Here is a 17166-nt window from a genome sequence, read left to right on the forward strand (position 1 = left end):
ACCGCGCCGCACATCATCCTTTCGCCTAATACGACTTGGTATCGCGACCCCGCGTAAACCCCCACGTAGCGTCCCCATCGAGATCGCGGAACGGATTCTGTTTCGCGCACTCGTTGTTACGTAAACCAAAAATGGGGGACGCTCATGGCTAACGCCGCAACGACTGCGAGCGCCGACAACCGTAAAATGACCGCCGGTGAGAAGAAGGTCATTTTCGCTTCGTCGCTCGGCACCGTTTTCGAATGGTACGATTTCTATCTTTACGGATCGCTCGCTGCGATCATCTCCGCGCAATTCTTCTCGGGCGTTAACCCGACCGCTGCGTTCATCTTCGCGCTGATGGCGTTCGCTGCAGGCTTTGCTGTCCGTCCGTTCGGCGCGCTGTTCTTCGGCCGTCTCGGCGACATCGTCGGCCGCAAGTACACCTTCCTCGTCACCATCGTGATCATGGGTCTGTCGACCTTTATCGTCGGCCTGCTTCCGAACTACGCGACGATCGGCATTGCGGCGCCGGTCATCCTGATCGGTCTGCGTCTCTTCCAGGGTCTCGCACTCGGCGGCGAGTACGGCGGTGCTGCGACCTACGTCGCGGAGCATGCTCCGAACGGCAAGCGCGGTCTCTATACCTCGTGGATTCAGACCACTGCGACGCTCGGCCTCTTCCTCTCGCTGCTCATCATTCTCGGCACCCGTACGTGGATGGGTGAGAAGGCGTTCGCAGAGTGGGGCTGGCGCATTCCGTTCCTGCTCTCGATCGTGCTGCTCGCCATCTCGGTCTGGATCCGTCTCACGCTGCAGGAAAGCCCGGCCTTCGCAAAGATGAAGGCGGAAGGCAAAGGCTCGAAGAGCCCGCTGTCCGAAGCATTCGGCCGTTGGGAAAACGCCAAGGTCGCGCTGCTTGCGCTCCTCGGCGGCACCGCCGGTCAGGCAGTGGTCTGGTACACGGGTCAGTTCTACGCCCTGTTCTTCCTGACCCAGACGCTGAAGGTCGACAGCGCCACCGCGAACATCCTGATCGCGGCTTCGCTGGTCATCGGCACGCCGTTCTTCATCGTGTTCGGCTGGCTCTCCGACAAGATCGGCCGCAAGCCGATCATCCTCGGCGGCTGCCTGCTCGCGGCGCTCACCTACTTCCCGGCCTTCGGCCTGCTCACGCACTATGCCAACCCTGCCCTCGAAAAAGCGCAGGCAACGGCACCGGTGACCGTGGTGGCCAATCCGGCGGAGTGCTCGTTCCAGTTCAACCCGGTAGGTACCGCGGCGTTCACCTCTTCGTGCGATATCGCGAAGAGCTTCCTCGCGCGTAACTCGGTGAACTACAAGAACGAGGCCGCACCGGCCGGCACTGTCGCTCAGGTCAAGATCGGCGACCAGGTCGTCGCGTCGTTCGCTGGCACCGGCCTTCCGGCCGACCAGATGAAGACCAAGACGGCTGACTTCAACAAGGCGATGACGGAGGCGATCCGCAAACACGGCTATCCCGCCGCGGCCGATCCGGCCGCGATGAACAAGCCGATGCTGGTGGTCGTTCTCACCTACCTCGTCTTGCTCGTGACCATGGTGTACGGCCCGATCGCGGCGCAGCTCGTCGAGCTGTTCCCGACCCGCATCCGCTACACCGCGATGTCGCTGCCCTATCACATCGGTAACGGCTGGTTCGGCGGCTTCCTGCCGACGACCGCCTTCGCGATGGTCGCTGCTACAGGCGATATCTACTACGGCCTGTGGTACCCGATCGTCGTCGCGGTGATGACGCTGATTATCGGCGCCATCTTCGTACCGGAAACGAAGGATCGCGATCTTTCGAAGTGGCACTGAGCCGATAACGAAAACGGGGCGGCGCACAGACGCCGCCCCTGCTTTCACTCTCAAGCCCCGGCCCTCCGGGGCTTTCTTTTTTGAAGGTCTACTTGTCGCCGTTCGGCGCCGGAATCACGATCGGACCCTGCAGCGGCGGCTGCGCGTTGAGATCGGCGGGCGTGTTGGAATTGGTGCTCCACGTCCTCTGGTAGCGCGCGCCGGGCTGCGTCGGCTGCCACGTCCTGCGCGTGCGGTAGGCATGCGGATCGCCTTTATTCGACGGGAAATAGGCCGAGGGCGCGAAGTAATAGCCATAGGCGGGCGCGCCATAGAACCAGCTCGCGGCATCGTCCACATAAGGGACGATATGGCCGGGGCGATGGAGACCCCAGTCGCCATGCACGACCGCGCCATTCGGCAGCACCACCGGACGATGATCGGCAGCCGCTGGCGCGGCGGCAAAGGCAACGAGCAGAATGGCGGCACAAACACGCATGGCAAGGCTCCGGATGCTTCTGAAGCCTTGCATGACGGGGTTTTGTTCCCGGTTACCGGCTGCTTACGACCTGCGGCTATGGTTATCGCCTTGCGTACGGGGCCAATGCATCGCAAATAGCTCCGCGCATGGCCCCGAAAAGTGGATACCGGTTTTCGGATAAGGTCCTGCGCCACCAGCGCATGGCCCCGAAAAGTGGATACCGGTTTTCGGATAAGGTCCTGCGCCACCAGCGCATGGCCCCGAAAAGTGGATACCGGTTTTCGGATAAGGCCATGCGCCAATAAAATGCCGGCGTAGCACAGCGGTAGTGCAGCGGTTTTGTAAGGCGAGCGTCGGTCTTTTTAACTACTTGTGATTGATGAAGAAATGGGAATCTCTGTCTCTTTTTTGTCTCCCAAATCGCGTTGATAGAGCTACATAGTTGTTCACAGCGTCCTTTTTTGCCGACTTAGCTCAGCTGGTAGAGCACTTGATTTGTAATCAAGGGGTCACAGGTTCGAATCCTGTAGTCGGCACCATTTCAAAACAACGAATGCGGCTGCTGAGCTAGGCCCGCACCATTCGCTTCTTACAACTCTTTGTCTCGAAAATAATTGAACAGCTTCTCAAGCCACATGATTGGGATGCTCCCCAGCAAAAGACAGACGGGTAGCCACCAAAACGGAATCTCGCGCAAGCAATCGCCAGTTAAGGCGCGGCATGAGCCCTCTATATGTCGGGAGTATGCTGCAAGACCGAATACGCCAAAGTTAGCGATTATTCCTGGCCAGGCGACAAAGGTGTACAGCCAAGGACGGCCCTCTTCGCGGTCGCGGCGTACCTCATCTCGGTACGCAACAGACTCGCGCTTTAAAAAACGAATAGTTGCTATTATCGCCCAAAAAATAAGCCAGACGATTCCGACTACTAAACCTACCCAAAAAATAGTTTGTACCGAGCCGAGAGCGACTTCTCGGCCGAAAAGCAGAACTGCAAGAATACCGCCAAGCAGAAAAATAATGATGCGGCTATGGTCTCTATCCACTTCGGCCTCACCACGTCACTTCTTGTTGAACTCGGCATCTATCAATTGCTTCGCCCGTGCTAACGGCTGCTCTACAAGAAACTTGCAAGAGTTTCCGTATGTAGCAAGCAGAACTGAAATGTTTTGGCATTGACCTCCGATGGCCTTGGTCATGTCCTCACTTGCCATCTTCAATCGAGCGGCAATCGTGGTTTCGAGAAGTTTTGCTTCCTGAGTATGGATCTTTGCTCGCTCTAAAAATACAACTCCAACTTTCTCGTAACGCTCTTTCAATTCCTTATCTCGCTCACCGAGACACGCGTGAACGGCAGCGTAGTACGCCGCGCATATCAAATTCTCATGTGCGAGATTATTGTTAGCTCGGAGGTATTCTGGTGTCGGAGCTTGTGCGCCGGCTGAAAAAGCACCCAGAATTGCCAAGCCAAGGCCAGTAGCAAACCTCATTCACTCCCCCAAGTTTGCACTCGGTTGAATATAGCAAAAACTAGGAACTTACGACCTGCGGGTTTTCGTAGATGTTACCGACAATTTCCGGCTCTATATGCGAGGGATAACCACCCCATCCCAACAGTTCGGCGAGATTCATCCCATCAAGTCGGAACGCCGCGCCATCAAAAACAACCGGCTTGCGTTCGTTCGTAGACCACTGCTCCCAATCTCTGGTGCGTTTGCTAGGCACTGGTCGAAGGTGAAGGATGTCTCCTTCGAAAATCTCCACGCCATGCTTATCTTTCATCCCCGTGAACTGCATGACGACAACATGGTCCGGTCTTGTCATCGGTTCGGTCCATGCGGGAATTGCGAACATTCCGAACGACGGACGCATTACATTCTGTAACTTATCCCACGCCCTAAACTTTATCTCTCTCATTGTATCTCGCTCTACTCCACCGCTCGCTAGTGACGAAGCGGCAGAACAGAACGCACTAGCTAGTATCTTGTAATTGAATCACGGATACTGAAACGCGCAAGCACTCCATCCCCATTTTTGTCTCCATTTTGTCTCCCAAATCACGCGGGTAGAGGCGCATAGCTATGTGGTGCTATGTAAATCATCTCCTTGAGAAAGCAGGGATTTCCGGTTAGCGCCGAGAGGCATGCAATGCTATGAATGCGCACGAGACGAATTTGTAAACCGAAGGTCGGGAGTTCGATCCTCTCCGCCGGCACCAGTTTTACTTCTTCTCCTGAAACTGCCGCAGCAGCCGCTCCACTGCGAGCGACAGGAAGAAGAACCCGGCGACCAGCGCGACGTAGAGATAAAGCCCCGGTCGGATCGTCACCGAGCCGACGCCGGTGCCCTTGATCAGCACGATCAGGATTGCGATCAGAAAAATATCCAGCATCGCGAGGCGGCCGAGCAGCATCAGCCAGCGGTTCCAGATTTCCGCGCGCTTCACGTCCGCGAAATACCAGACCCCCGCCATCGCCAGCATCTTCGCCGCCGGTGCGGCGATCCCGAACAGCGCGACCACCACGAACAGCACCTTGTCGATGCGCCAGAGGTCGGCTGCCGCCTGCAACAGCGTGATTTCGTTGCGGAAGAAGAACGTGATGCGCGTAAGCACCAACGGCTGGAACAGCACGTAGCAAAACAGTGCGAAGTGCAGGACGATCAGCGGCCCGATCAGCCGCTGCCATCCCCTTGCGGCGCGCGCCGCCGTCATGCGCGCGCGGTCACTCCCCGCGGCGATGCCGGAGGATGGAACCGATCACGTTCTGGTAGTCGTCGCTCCAGACCCACTGCGTCTTGTCGACCGGCTGGTCCTTCCAGTGCTTCGCCTCGTTCAGCGCACCGAAATCCGCCGGGTCGCGTACGGCAGCTGTGACGGTGCCGGAGAACTTGTAATCGTTGTCGTTCACTTCCTCGTCGTCCTCGGTGGTGTTGTGGACACGGACCGTCATCCCGTTTGCATTGGCGATACCCGCCACCACGGAGGCGAGTTCGAGGTGACGGTTCGAGACGTGCATCACCAGGATGCCCTTGGGGGAGAGCTTCTTCTTGTAGATCTCGACCGCCTCGCGCGTGAGCAGGTGGATCGGGATCGCGTCCGAAGAGAAGGCGTCGATGATGAGGAAGTCATAGATGCCGTCCGGCGCATCGGCCATCGTCAGGCGCGCATCGCCGAGGATGAACTTCGCATCCGGCGCACATTGCGACAGGAAACTGAAATATTTGGTCGCGATCTGGATGATCGTCGGGTCGATCTCGTAATAGTGCAGCGTATCGGTCGGCTGCTTGTGGCAAGCGAGCGTACCCGTGCCGAGGCCCACGACTGCGTAGGTGATCGGCCCCTTCTTGTTGAGGCGCGCCTGTGCCACCGCCTGCGCGATCGCCGCCGACTTATAATAATAAGTCGTCAGTTCAGGCCGTCCGGTGACCGGATGGAATTTATTGTCGAGCAGCCGTTGTGCACCGTGGATCGTGGTGCCGTGGAGCAGCACCCGGAAGCGTCCGTCCGCGGTATCCGTGATCTTGTGGACGCCGAAGAAACTGCGCATCGGCACCACCTGCCGCGAGCCGGTGTTCTCGTACGCCTTCACGGCGAGAAAACACAGACCGATGACGTAAGCGTATTTTACCGAGCCGAATACGAGCAGCAGCGAAACCACCAGCAGGCCCAGCACGATCCAGCGCAGGTTCTCGTAGACCTCGAAACTCTCAACCCATGCCAGCGTCGGCTTGAGCGAACGCCAGATGGCCACCGCGCCGTCGCCGAACTTGTCGCGAAGGGTCAGTGCGGTCGCATCCTGCGAGAGATGCAAGGCGGGCAGCAGGATGAAGATCGCGGCCACCGCCAGCGCCACCCAGAACGCCACCGACCACACGGATGACGTCTCCGGACGCTTGATGCGCGAGACATAGCCCTGACGCGACAAGAGGTCGTAGATCGCGAAGGCGGCGGCCAGCACCGTGAGCACACCGAAGAACCAGCGGTATTCGCGCACAAGCTCGATCCCCTGAAAGCGGTAGCCGAACGCGAACAGCATCGCGAGCGCCGCCAGCACCGCGGCGAACAGCCAGAACCAGCGGGCGTTGCCGCCTTCGGGCCATACCCAGCCCGGACGGCACAACAGCGCCAGCACGATCAGGATCGGATACTCGGCGACCCAGTTGAAAATCTGCGGCGCGACCAGTGCCGCGAGAATACCGCCGAGCGTACCGCCCGCCGACATCCACATATAGAACTCGGTGAGGTGCGCCGGCGCGGGTCGCGTGCGCGCCAACTCGCCGTGACACACCAGCGCGGTGAGGAAGAACGCGGAGACATGAATCATCAGGATCGAGAAGATCGAACTGAACGAGATCTTCAGGAAGTCGAAGTCCGCGGGAATGAATAGTTTCTGCAAGGCGATGTTGAGGTCGAAATCCTCGAACACCATGCTGCCGATCAGGAGCATGATCGCAATCGGCTGCGCCACCAGCGCGAACGTATGCACATAGGGCGCAATCCGCGAGAACACGATCACGAACGTCAACAGGTACAGCGCAAGCGGCACCACCCAGAGGAACGGCACCGCCGCGACGTCGGTCGAGATGTGGTTGGTCGCCGCAATCAGGAGGCCGGAAGGAATGGCGGACAACGCCACCCAAACCATCGCGTCGCTCCACGTCGGCTTTTCTTCCGGCTTCTCCGCGCCTTTCGATGCAGCGCGCAGGTCGCGCGCGTTCCAGGTGAGATAGCCGCAACCCGCGATCAGCACGATCAGCACGACGAACAGTCCGGACCACCACAGTGTCTGTTGCGGCAGGCGTGTCAGCGGCTCGAACACGAATGGATATGCGAGCAGCGCGAGGAAACTGCCGATATTGCTAGCGGCGTAGAGGAAATAAGGGTCCTTCGCCGCCGGATGATCGGTGCGCGCGAACCACGCCTGCAACAGCGGCCCGTTGGCGGACAACGCGAAGAATGGCAGGCCGATGGAAGCCGCGAACAGGCCGAGTAGCCAAACCGCCTCTCCGGTCGCGGGCGGCTTGCCCCATGCGCTGGAGATACCGAGCGGCAGGAAAACCAGCGCCGCACACATGACCGCAAGATGCAGCATGATCGCGTGACGGCCCTGCAAATTCCGCGTCACGAAATGCGCGTAGGCGTAACCCGCCAGCAGCACCGACTGGAAAAACACCATCGCGACCGACCACACCGCCGGCGCACCGCCGAAACGCGGCAACACCATTTTTGCGAACATCGGCTGCACGAAGAAAAGAAGCGCCGCGCTGACGAAGATCGCGAGCGCGAACAACGGGAGCAACAGCCCGCTGACGGCACCAGCGGCTTTCGGAGTTTCGTTCGCAGTGTTGTTTGCGCTCATGCTTGTTTTCCGCTTGGCGGCTCCGCCGTGAGTCCAGCCGATGTGCAGCGCGGTATCGCTACGCGGCAATCCTGGTCCGGTTTATTGGATGAATAGACCGGCTGTCCGATGCGCCGGGGAACGGTTCCTGGGTCTGGCCCGATTTTCCTGCGTTCGATCATCTAGGAACAAGCGATTCCGGTCCAGCCCCGCCCTGACTATGCCGTGGATCGCGGCACCTTTCAGGCGCGGACGGCAGCCGTTGCATCCCCGCAATCGAAAACCTGTTAAACTGCAGCCAACGGCCCCGAATGAGCGGGCCAATTTTCAGGGAGTGACTTATGCCGACCCTTTCCCGCCGGGCCTTGCTGTCCGGCTCCGCCTCCACGGCTGCCGTGCTGACGATGGCACCGTCCTTCCTCGAAGCATTCATCACCGGCGCGAAGGCGCAAGCCGCGGGCTTCAACAGATACAAGGTGGGTGCGATCGAGGTAATGGCGGTCAACGACGGCGCTTACAACGTCCCGCTTGGCGATACCTTCGTCGTGAACAAGAAAAAAGAAGAAGTTTCCGCGGCCCTGAAAGCGGCCGGTCTCGATGGCGAAAAACTGAATATTCCGATCAACCCGACCGTGTTCAAGAACGGCAAAAACCTTGTCGTGATCGACACCGGCGAACGCCCGGCCGCAGCAGGCGGACCCAACGGTCAATTCCAGAAAAATCTCGCCGCCGCCGGTTACAAACTGGAAGACGTGACTCATGTCGTGATCTCGCACTTCCATGGCGATCACATGAACGGCCTGCTCGGCGCGGACAACAAGCCGTCGTTTCCGAAAGCGCAAATTCTCGTGCCTGCTCCGGAATGGGCGTATTTCATGAACGACGACAACATGAAGAAGGCGCCTCCGGGCCGCATGGAGGGCGTGTTCAAGAATGCGCGCCGTGTGTTCGATGCGCTCGACCGCAAGGTCACGCAGTATCAATGGGGCCGTCCGGTGCTACCGGGTCTCACCGCGGTGGGCACACCGGGTCATACGCCGGGCCATACTTCGTTCACGCTCGCTTCTGGTCGCGAAAGCATTTTCATCCAGTCTGACGTGACGAACATACCCGCCTTGTTCCTGACCAATCCGGGTTGGCACGTTACGTTCGACCAGGATCCGAAACAGGCGGAAGCCACGCGCCGCAAAACGTACGATCAGCTCGCCGCGCAGAAGACACGCGTGCAAGGGTTCCACTTCCCCTTCCCGGCGCTCGGCCGCATCGAGAAGACGGCAACCGGATACAAGCTCCACGCGGCGTAAAGATTTCACGCGAGAAAACGAAAGGCCGCCAGCGATGGCGGCCTTTTATTTTTGCTTCTTCTTTCGCGCATGATGCGTCAGCGCCAGAGAGACACAGTGCGCGAGCGCCTTCTCGTCGGGCTTTTCGTCCGCGCGAAGCAAGAGCGCACGCTTGCCTTCGTATTCGAACTTGTCGCCGTACAGATCGCGGAACATCGGCACCAGACCGCTCTGGCAATGAAAGAAAATCGCGTAGCGGTCGTCGCTGCGCTTCATGCGGTCGATGCGAATAGTCGTGCCGCTGCCGGTATCGCTCGTCAGATAGCTGGGCTGGCCCCATTTCAGTGTTTCTTCGAGCGCACCTACGCCTTCGGTCTTCGCCGCCGTATCGAGAATGAGTCGCCGGAGCGCAAGCAATTTGCCGCGCAACTTCGGCGGGTAACTGCGAAAGACGCTCGCCACGTCATCCGCAGCGAGCCTGCCTGACAGCTTTGGCCTGACCGGTTTTCTTTTCTTTGCCCGCATTGGAAGGCCGTTCTCGCAAAGCCGCTTTGTCTTGTCTTGCGGAGAATTGACTCCTTCACCGTCTCCGCGTTTAGATCGTCCCGATGCCGGTGTTCCGCGTGGCCGAAAGGCCGCAAGGAACATGGGAATACGGTGGGGATCGCGTTTCTGGTCCGAATCCGTAGCTGCCCCCGCAACTGTAAGCGGTAGCTCTCGTTTCAAGTGCCACTGGGCGAAAGTCTGGGAAGGCGGAGCGAAAGCCGAGACCCGCGAGCCAGGAGACCGACCGCATCAGTCACCCTACCGGCGCGCGGGGCGTGCGATCGGTGCGGCTATCCGCAGCGGTGACACGTGAAGACGTGAACCGTTGCGGAGGCGCAGGTGGGGCTGCATCTCGATATTCGGCGTACTGGAAAGACAGGAGCTTTGCGCTCCGCACTTTCGCGCGCCTCCGCGGCTTGTCCAAAGACAATCCCTGGGGGACTTCCATGTTTCGGCCAGCTAAACCGGCACTAGCCGGTCTTCTAACCCTTTCCCTGCTCGCTCCGGCGGCGCTTGCGCAGACGCAACTGCCGGAAGTCGTGATTTCCGCGGGCCAGACGCCGCAGGACGCCGACCGCGTCGGTGCGAGCGTGACCGTGCTGCACGGCGACAAACTGCGCGCCGACGGCATCATGAATCTCGTCGATGCGTTGCGCTTCACGCCCGGCGTTCACGTCTCGCCTTCAGGCAACAGCGGAACGCTGACGCAGGTCCGTATCCGCGGCGCGGAAGCGAACCACCTGCTCGTGATGGTGGATGGAATCGAAGTCAACCAGCTCACCGACAGCGGCTTCGATTTCGCCGATTTCCCCATCGACGACGTAGACAGGATCGAAGTCATTCGCGGCCCGCAGTCCGGCATTTACGGCGCAAACGCGCACGCTGGCGTCATCTCGATCATCACGCGCTCCGGCCGCGGGCTCCAGAAACCGCAGCTCACCGCGCGGCTGGAAGGCGGCACGCTCGGCACCGGTTCGGGCAGCCTGAACCTGCGCGGCCAGACCGGCCCGCTCTACGCGTCGGTCACGTTCTCGCAATTGCAGTCTTCCGGCTACAACATCTCGCGCTTCGGCGACGAGCGCGACGGCAATCGCGCGCATGTTTTCACGTTCAAGGGCGGCATCGACATCAGCCCTGATCTGAATGTCGAGGGCGTGCTGCGCTATACCAACCGCAACAACGGCTACGATCCGCAGTCGTTTTTCGGTCCCCTCACCGGTTATGTCGTCGACGATACCGCCAACGGCACCTACGAATCCCTGATCGGCCGTATCGGCTTCACCTACAAATCGTGGGACGGCCGCTTCATCCAGAGCGGCAACATCAAACAGTACAACGAAAAGACTGCGTCGTTCGAATCCGGTTTCCAGAGCTTCGGCACCGATGGTCAGCGCACGATGTTCGACTACAAGGCAACACTGCTGGGCAGCACGAATGTCTTCGGCGGCGAGCAACACTCGCTCTCGCTGCTGACCGATTATCGCGACGAGAAGTATCAGAGCATCTTCGATCCGGCTCCCTATTATCGCGACCGCATCGGCGTGGCGGGCGAATACGTTCTCACGCTGCCGACCGCGACCACGATCTCGACCGCGCTTCGCAACGACTGGAATTCGAATTTTCCCGACGTCGTGACATGGCGCATCGCCCTTTCGCAGCAATTCGCGAATATCGGCGGCCGCCTGCATACCGCTTACGGCAAGGGCATCACCGATCCGACCTTCGGCGAAGTCGGCGGCACCGCGTTCAATGCGCCGAACTTCAGCCTGCGCCCTGAACATTCGACCGGCTGGGATATCGGCTGGGAGCAGCGCTTTCTCGGCGGACGCATCGTCACCGACATCACCTATTTCAGCATGACGCTGACCGACGAGATCGTGCAGTCGGGCGGTTTCGGTTCGCCCTACATCAACAACCCGTCGAATGCCGAGCGTCAGGGCGTCGAGGTCGTCGCGAAGATTCAGTGGCTCGACTGGCTCTCGACCAACATGAGCTACACCTACACCGACGCCACCACGCGCTTCGGCCAGCAAGCCCTGCGCCGCCCGCCGCATTCCGGTTCGTTCGAAGCGGTTGCGCTGTTCGCAGAGAACAAGGGACGCTTCCTGGTCGGAGCAGCCTATAACGGCAAGCGGCTGGACTCCTCCTTCGTCCCGGCCGTGCCCTCGCCCACCCAACTTCCGGGCTACACGCTGGTTCGCGCGCAAATCTCTTACGATCTGACCAAAACGGCGACGGTTTTCCTGAAGGGCGAGAACGTTTTCGACCATCAGTACGAAGACATCTTCACCTACCGCGCACCGCCGCGCACCGTCATGGGCGGCATCCGCATCAAGCTCGGTCAGGAATAACCGCGCAAAAAAAAGAGGCCGGTCCTTGCGGGCCGGCCTCTTCGTATCGGAACGGAAAAGAACTTAGTTGTTCTTCTTCGCCTTCGGCGCAGCCTTGCGCTGTGCTTTCCGCTTCGCCTTGCGCTTCACCTTGCGCTTGGCCTTACGCTTCACCTTGCGCTTTGCCTTACGCTTCGCTTTGCGCTTGGCCTTACGCTTGGCTTTCACGGTTTTCTTCTTCTTCGTCTGCACGACGTCGGTCGCGACAGTCGCTTCGCGGGCTTCCGCCGGCGCGTTCGCGATCATGACCGGTACAGCGAAGATCACACCGGCGGTCATTACCGCAGCGAGCTTCTTCAACATTGTCTCTATCCTTTTGGGGTTTCGCGGCGTTACGCGCCGCGAATGGTCAGCCCCCTGCTGACCGTGCGCACACATTCGCTTTTTCGCGCTGAATACCTCCTGAAACGGATCGTCAGGATCGGTTCAGATTCATGAATGAGCATTCAGCGCGGAACCGGAATATTGCCGCAACGCAACAATCCTATGTACGCCCCGTGACACCCACTCCCAATGACTCCGCCAGAATCCAGTGGATGTAGTCCGCATCACCGCCCTCCACGGGGAGGAACAGAATCGCAGGCGTATCGTATGAATGAAGGCTGCGGATTTCGGAGGCGGCGGCGTCTTTCACGGCATCGCGGGTTTTGACGATCATCACGGCTTCCTCTGCCCGCTCCACCGCGCCCTGCCAGCGGTAGATCGAGCGCATGCCGGGAAGAATATTGACGCAGGCGGCCAGCCCTTTCTCGACCAGAACCTGCCCGGCTGCCTCCGCCTCGACAAGCGAAGGAAAGGTCGTATAGACGAGAACCGGCCGCTCCATCGGATCGCTCCGCATTTCTTAACGCCGGCCTGCCCCATGACCGACAAGACCTCACGCTACGACAAGATCGCTTTCGTCGCGAGCAACGCGCCCGACGCACAGGCGGCGCGTGCGCGGCTGATCGAGGTTTACGGCAATGCCGATGAAGACGAGGCGAAAGTCGTCGTCGCGCTCGGCGGCGACGGCTTCATGCTCCAGGCCCTTCATAAATTCCGCGATACCGGCATCCCGATCTACGGCATGAACCGCGGCACCATCGGCTTCCTGATGAACGAGTTTCAGGAAGATGGCCTGCGCGAACGCATTACCGCGGCCGAACGCAGCGTGATCCATCCGCTGATCATGGAAGCGATCGACGCCAGCGGAAAAAGCCATCGCGCCCCCGCCCTGAACGAGGTGTCCCTGCTCCGCCAGTCCTATCAGGCGGCGAAACTGCGCATCCATATCGACGGCAAGGTTCGCATGGAGGAGTTGATCTGCGACGGCATTCTGGTCGCGACCCCCGCCGGATCGACCGCCTACAACCTCTCGGCCCACGGTCCGATCCTGCCGCTGGCGGCGCCCTTCCTTGCAGTCACGCCGATCAGCCCGTTCCGGCCCCGCCGCTGGCGTGGCGCGCTGGTGCCCGACCGCGCGGCCATCGAGATCGAGATACTCGAACAGGAAAAGCGCCCGGTGAACGCCGTGGCCGACCACTACGAGGTCCGCTCCGTGACCCGCGTGAAGGCCCGGATGGACGTCGGCTCCTCGGTGGTCATGCTGTTCGACCCCGGCCACAGCCTTGATGAGCGCATCCTGAGCGAGCAGTTCGGCTACTAAACGGGTAAAAGCCGTCTCAACAGAAAATTAAATATAACCGGGCCAATAATCGCGCGGTATTTCCGCGTATGGCCGGCCGCGGCCTTCGGAGCCGCCGCGCCATGATCCGGATCGACTTCAACCGCCTCAAGTTCCTGGTAATCGACGATAACGCCCACATGCGGCGGATCGTCCGCCAGTTGCTGCATGGCTTCGGCTCGCGCGAAATCTTCGAGGCGGAAGACGGCGCGGCTGGCCTCGACATCTTCACCGCGCAGAAGCCCGACATCGTCATCACCGATTGGGCAATGCCCCTGTTCGACGGCATCGAGTTCACCCTCGCCGTCCGCAAATCGGAATCCCCGATCACCCGCTTCGTGCCGATCATCATGTTGAGCGGCCACTCCGAGAAGCGCCGCGTGATCGAGGCGCGCGATGCCGGCGTCACCGAATTCCTCACCAAGCCGATCGCCGCGAAATCGCTCTACGAGCGGATCCTGAGCGTGGTGCTTGCGCCGCGGCCCTTTATCCGCACCAAGGATTATTTCGGTCCTGACCGCCGCCGTACAATGAATGCGAAGTACACCGGACCGGAACGCCGCAAGGGCACTTCCGGCGCCGAGATCATCGAAGTCGCTCCCATCGACAATCGTCTGCATCAGCAGCGGAACAAGAACAGCGGCGATGCGCAGAGCGCGCCGCGTCCGAATCCGGCTGCCTGAGACTACGGATACCCGCCATGCCGCAACCGACCGATCAGAAGCCGCCGGAAAAGAAGTTCGACGATCACTCGGTGATCGTTCCCCCGCATCGCCTGAAAAGCGTGGTCCAGCACACGCGCGAACCCGGCACGGTCGCGATGGACGTGGTCGCGCGCGCGGAAGCTGCACTGGCGGAGATCAGGGGCGAGTTCAGTCACTGGATGGCGGAAGAATGTGCGCGGCTCGAAGCGGCCCGTACCGTCGTCCGCGAAAAAGGATTGAGCAAGGAAAGTACCGAGCAGTTGTTTCATCCGGCACACGACATCAAGGGTTCGGCCGAGACGCTCGGTTTTCCGCTTGCCGCCCGCATCGCCAACAGCCTGTGCCGCCTGCTGCTGCACACACCCGATAAATCGCGGATTCCGATGCCGCTGATCGAGCATCATGTCGCGGCAATCCGCGCCACGGTACGCGAGAACATCGGCGACATGAACAACCGCAGCGGCATCGAAGTCGCGGAAAAGCTCGCGATCATGGCCGAGCAATTCCTCGCCGGCGAGTTGAAGGACAGCTACGCGGAAATCGCGGGCGACGTCGCGCCGGGCATCATGCGCGTGGCGAACAAGCCGCTCGCTTCCTGATTTCTGTTTTGGATTTCAGGCTGCCGCCACCAGATCGGCGGTGAAAAGCCGTGCCTCGTCGCGCGCGGCTTCGGTCGCGAAACGGCGCAGCAGCGCATACAGTTCATCCAGTTCGCCGTAGGATTCCGGCGTGTAACGCGCGATCACGCGCTCGACCACGCGGCGGCCGATAGCGCTGTAGCCCGGCACGTCGCCCGACAATCCCATCTCCTGCAATACTTCGAGCGCCGCACGGAATGCGCCATAGGCGCCCTGCGGCAGGCCTGCGCGCTCGAACAACGCACGGAAGCCCTGCCCCGAACGATCCGGCAAAATCGCCGCGACGCGCGACGCGGACAGCCCGGAGAGTTCGCTCAGCGCGTCGATGAGAAAGCGCGTATTGCCGGAGAGCAACGCGCGAAGCAGCAGCGCACCGGTAAGCTGGCCGGTATCCGCGAGATGACGAACCAGACCCGCGACCTGTTCCGGCGTTTGCCCGGCGGCAATCGCGATGGTGGCGCGGTCGCAGGCTTCGCGCGCGACCGTCTGTGCGCGCGCCTCGGAAAGCCATTCCTTGTGCGCGACAAAGCGCGCGAGCGTATCGGCGAGCGTCGCCACCAGCGCCTGCCGCGTTTCGGTCGGCAGATCGTCGCGCTCAAGCAGCGTGTCGCGGATCGCGGCGAGATGGCCGTGCCGTTCCGCGATGCGCGCAAGCACCGCACCGGTCAATTCCGCATGGGGATTCTCGATCAGGATCAGGCAGGCGGAAGCGCTGCCGATTTCGGCGACCGCAGCCGCGACCGCGCGCGAGAGCAGTTCGCGCGAAGCGATTGCATGCTGGATGCGTTCCTTGCCGGTACCGACGAGATCGACCAGTTCGGCGTCGAGCAAGACCGGCGTGTTGCCGGCAATCAGTTCGGCGATGTCGGGCTGGTCGTGCGCGAGGCCGATTATGACGCTGCGCGGCGCGTATTCCTGCGTAGCCAGCGTTTCCGCGAGCGCTAACCGCACGCGCGGGCTGGGATCGTCGAGCAGCACGATCATCGCCGCTTCGGCAGCCATGCGGTCGCCCGTGGACATGTCCGAATAGAGATAGGCGCGGGCCAATGCACCGGTCGCTTCCGCGCGCTCGGCGGGAGGAGCCGTCTGTATCCACTTGAGGAAGTGACGCACGATCATCGCGAGGCACACCCGAACTGCTGTTGCTTTCGGTAAGCCTAGGCGCGCGCTCTTAACAAAGCGTTCACCGTATAAATTCGGATTTCGTTAAGGATTGAAGCCTCAGCCGCCCTGCGGACGCACCGGCACGTTGCCCCACAATTCGCGCACGCTCGGATTGAGCGGGTTGGCCTGCTGGTTCTGGAACAGGCCGCGGAAATGCGGACGGTCGCCGATATTTTCCTGCGGGGTCGCGGCGTAGGCATTGGCCTGCACCGTCTGCTGGGTCGTTTCCTGCACGGTCGTGGCGGCGGCCGGCGGCGGCGTATCGGCGCGCGCCTGCATGCGCGGCGTGTTCTGGCTCACCGGGAAATATCCCGGCGTGGTGCGCGGCATGGTGCGGGTCGGCCCGTTTGCGTTACGGCGTGGACCGAATGCCTGCGCGATCCGGTTGAACAGGCTGTTGCCCGGCGCCTCGCCCTGCGCCGTGTTGTTGACGGTGGCGTTAGCCGGTGCGTTTACCCCTGCGACCGCGATGTTCGTGGTCGCGGGTTTGGTGTTGTCGTGCTTGGAGACCAGCACGCGATAGACGTCATCGAAGGAGCGCGCGCCGTTCGGGCCGTAGAAGATCGAGCGGTTCGCGCGCGCGGCATCGGGGAACGCCGCTGCCGCAGACGCCTCCGGGTTCGCCATGCGCATCGAGAGAAAGCGCTTCGCGCCGTTCGCGCCGAGGAAATGCGCGATGTAAAGCTCTCCCGCGGTCGGCCGCCGGCCGAGCACGGTCTGGATTTCGGCGGCGTTGCGTTGCGAGAACGCGCCGGCCATCACCGCCGCGATTTCCGGGTTCTCGCGCAGCTTCAGGATTTGCGCGCGCACCTTCGGGTCGCGCACGAAATACTGGCCGTCGCTGGAGCGCTCGATCGCGTTCGCCTCGTTGCGCAGGCCGAAGGCGGGACCGTCTTCCTTCACGGTCTGTAGCCATGTGGTGTCGATGAACTGGAACAGCCCGCGCGCGGAGGACGTCGCCGCCGCCGCCTTCGGATCCAGCGCGGACTCGCGCACGGCCGTTTTCAGGAGATAATCGAAGCTGGTGCCGGTCGCCTGACTGGCAGCCTTGATCGCGTCTGTGACGCGCTCTTTCGTGCCGAGCAGCGTTTCGAGGAACATGGCGTCTTGTTCCGGGGAGCCTTGTCCGCGGCCGGGAGCGGTGCGGAGAGAAGCCCGCATG

The 17166-nt window shown here is 61.1% G+C and carries 17 protein-coding genes, 1 tRNA gene and 1 riboswitch; of the genes, 7 read left to right on the forward strand and 11 right to left on the reverse strand.

Going from position 1 to position 17166, the window contains the following annotated elements:
- The first annotated feature begins 186 nt into the window (after positions 1-186).
- Entirely contained in the window at positions 187-1818 is a 1632-nt protein-coding gene (locus tag KF794_08970) for an MHS family MFS transporter (protein ID QYK46652.1), read from the forward strand.
- 88 nt (positions 1819-1906) lie between these two features.
- On the opposite strand, the gene KF794_08975 is transcribed toward KF794_08970, so the two are convergent.
- A complete protein-coding gene (locus KF794_08975) occupies positions 1907-2296 on the reverse strand; it encodes a hypothetical protein (protein QYK43935.1) in 390 nt (129 codons plus the stop codon).
- A 445-nt stretch (positions 2297-2741) separates the two neighbouring features.
- Here KF794_08975 and KF794_08980 point away from each other — a divergent pair.
- Positions 2742-2817, forward strand: a tRNA-Thr gene (locus KF794_08980).
- Between the two features lie 50 nt (positions 2818-2867).
- Here KF794_08980 and KF794_08985 read toward each other — a convergent pair.
- The 5 genes from KF794_08985 to KF794_09005 form a co-directional block, all read right to left on the reverse strand.
- Entirely contained in the window at positions 2868-3323 is a 456-nt protein-coding gene (locus KF794_08985) for a hypothetical protein (protein QYK43936.1), read from the reverse strand.
- Between the two features lie 15 nt (positions 3324-3338).
- Positions 3339-3767, reverse strand: coding sequence for a hypothetical protein (locus KF794_08990; protein ID QYK43937.1), 429 nt, complete (start codon positions 3765-3767; stop codon positions 3339-3341).
- Between the two features lie 40 nt (positions 3768-3807).
- Positions 3808-4149: a hypothetical protein gene (locus KF794_08995; GenBank protein QYK43938.1), complete on the reverse strand. Its 342-nt coding sequence runs from the start codon at positions 4147-4149 to the stop codon at positions 3808-3810.
- A 349-nt stretch (positions 4150-4498) separates the two neighbouring features.
- Complete coding sequence (locus KF794_09000; GenBank protein QYK43939.1) at positions 4499-4990, reverse strand: paraquat-inducible protein A; 492 nt, start codon at positions 4988-4990, stop codon at positions 4499-4501.
- A gap of 10 nt (positions 4991-5000) precedes the next feature.
- Positions 5001-7637, reverse strand: a complete 2637-nt coding sequence (locus KF794_09005; GenBank protein QYK43940.1) for a fused MFS/spermidine synthase — start codon at positions 7635-7637, stop codon at positions 5001-5003.
- A 320-nt stretch (positions 7638-7957) separates the two neighbouring features.
- Between KF794_09005 and KF794_09010 the strand changes: the two genes are divergently transcribed.
- Complete coding sequence (locus tag KF794_09010) at positions 7958-8920, forward strand: MBL fold metallo-hydrolase (GenBank protein QYK43941.1); 963 nt, start codon at positions 7958-7960, stop codon at positions 8918-8920.
- Positions 8921-8965: 45 nt separating this feature from the next.
- On the opposite strand, the gene KF794_09015 is transcribed toward KF794_09010, so the two are convergent.
- Positions 8966-9424, reverse strand: coding sequence for a DUF1801 domain-containing protein (locus KF794_09015; GenBank protein ID QYK43942.1), 459 nt, complete (start codon positions 9422-9424; stop codon positions 8966-8968).
- Between the two features lie 70 nt (positions 9425-9494).
- Positions 9495-9709, forward strand: a riboswitch (cobalamin riboswitch).
- Between the two features lie 182 nt (positions 9710-9891).
- Between KF794_09015 and KF794_09020 the strand changes: the two genes are divergently transcribed.
- Complete coding sequence (locus KF794_09020; GenBank protein QYK43943.1) at positions 9892-11796, forward strand: TonB-dependent receptor; 1905 nt, start codon at positions 9892-9894, stop codon at positions 11794-11796.
- A gap of 63 nt (positions 11797-11859) precedes the next feature.
- Here the strand turns inward: KF794_09020 and KF794_09025 are convergent, their stop codons facing one another.
- Together KF794_09025 and KF794_09030 are read right to left on the reverse strand one after the other, a co-directional pair.
- Positions 11860-12138, reverse strand: a complete 279-nt coding sequence (locus KF794_09025; protein ID QYK43944.1) for a hypothetical protein — start codon at positions 12136-12138, stop codon at positions 11860-11862.
- A gap of 181 nt (positions 12139-12319) precedes the next feature.
- Positions 12320-12661 (reverse strand): divalent-cation tolerance protein CutA, encoded by a 342-nt coding sequence (locus tag KF794_09030; protein QYK46653.1) that lies wholly within the window; start codon positions 12659-12661, stop codon positions 12320-12322.
- A 36-nt stretch (positions 12662-12697) separates the two neighbouring features.
- Here KF794_09030 and KF794_09035 point away from each other — a divergent pair, with 36 nt between their 5' ends.
- The 3 genes from KF794_09035 to KF794_09045 all read left to right on the forward strand — a co-directional run bounded on the left by KF794_09035 (position 12698) and on the right by KF794_09045 (position 14801).
- On the forward strand, positions 12698-13480 hold the full coding sequence (locus tag KF794_09035; protein QYK43945.1) for an NAD kinase: 783 nt from the start codon (positions 12698-12700) through the stop codon (positions 13478-13480).
- 101 nt (positions 13481-13581) lie between these two features.
- Positions 13582-14181: a response regulator gene (locus KF794_09040; protein ID QYK43946.1), complete on the forward strand. Its 600-nt coding sequence runs from the start codon at positions 13582-13584 to the stop codon at positions 14179-14181.
- Between the two features lie 17 nt (positions 14182-14198).
- The gene (locus tag KF794_09045; GenBank protein ID QYK43947.1) at positions 14199-14801 is read left to right on the forward strand and encodes an Hpt domain-containing protein; all 603 of its coding nucleotides are present in this window, start codon (positions 14199-14201) and stop codon (positions 14799-14801) included.
- Positions 14802-14816: 15 nt separating this feature from the next.
- Here KF794_09045 and KF794_09050 read toward each other — a convergent pair whose 3' ends face one another.
- Positions 14817-15959 carry a DUF2336 domain-containing protein gene (locus KF794_09050; GenBank protein ID QYK43948.1) on the reverse strand — a complete coding sequence of 381 codons (1143 nt, stop codon included), beginning with the start codon at positions 15957-15959 and terminating at the stop codon, positions 14817-14819.
- Between the two features lie 102 nt (positions 15960-16061).
- Positions 16062-17105: a lytic transglycosylase domain-containing protein gene (locus KF794_09055; GenBank protein QYK43949.1), complete on the reverse strand. Its 1044-nt coding sequence runs from the start codon at positions 17103-17105 to the stop codon at positions 16062-16064.
- Positions 17106-17166 lie beyond the last annotated feature (61 nt).

The organism is Xanthobacteraceae bacterium, assembly GCA_019454205.1.
GTDB lineage: Bacteria > Pseudomonadota > Alphaproteobacteria > Rhizobiales > Xanthobacteraceae.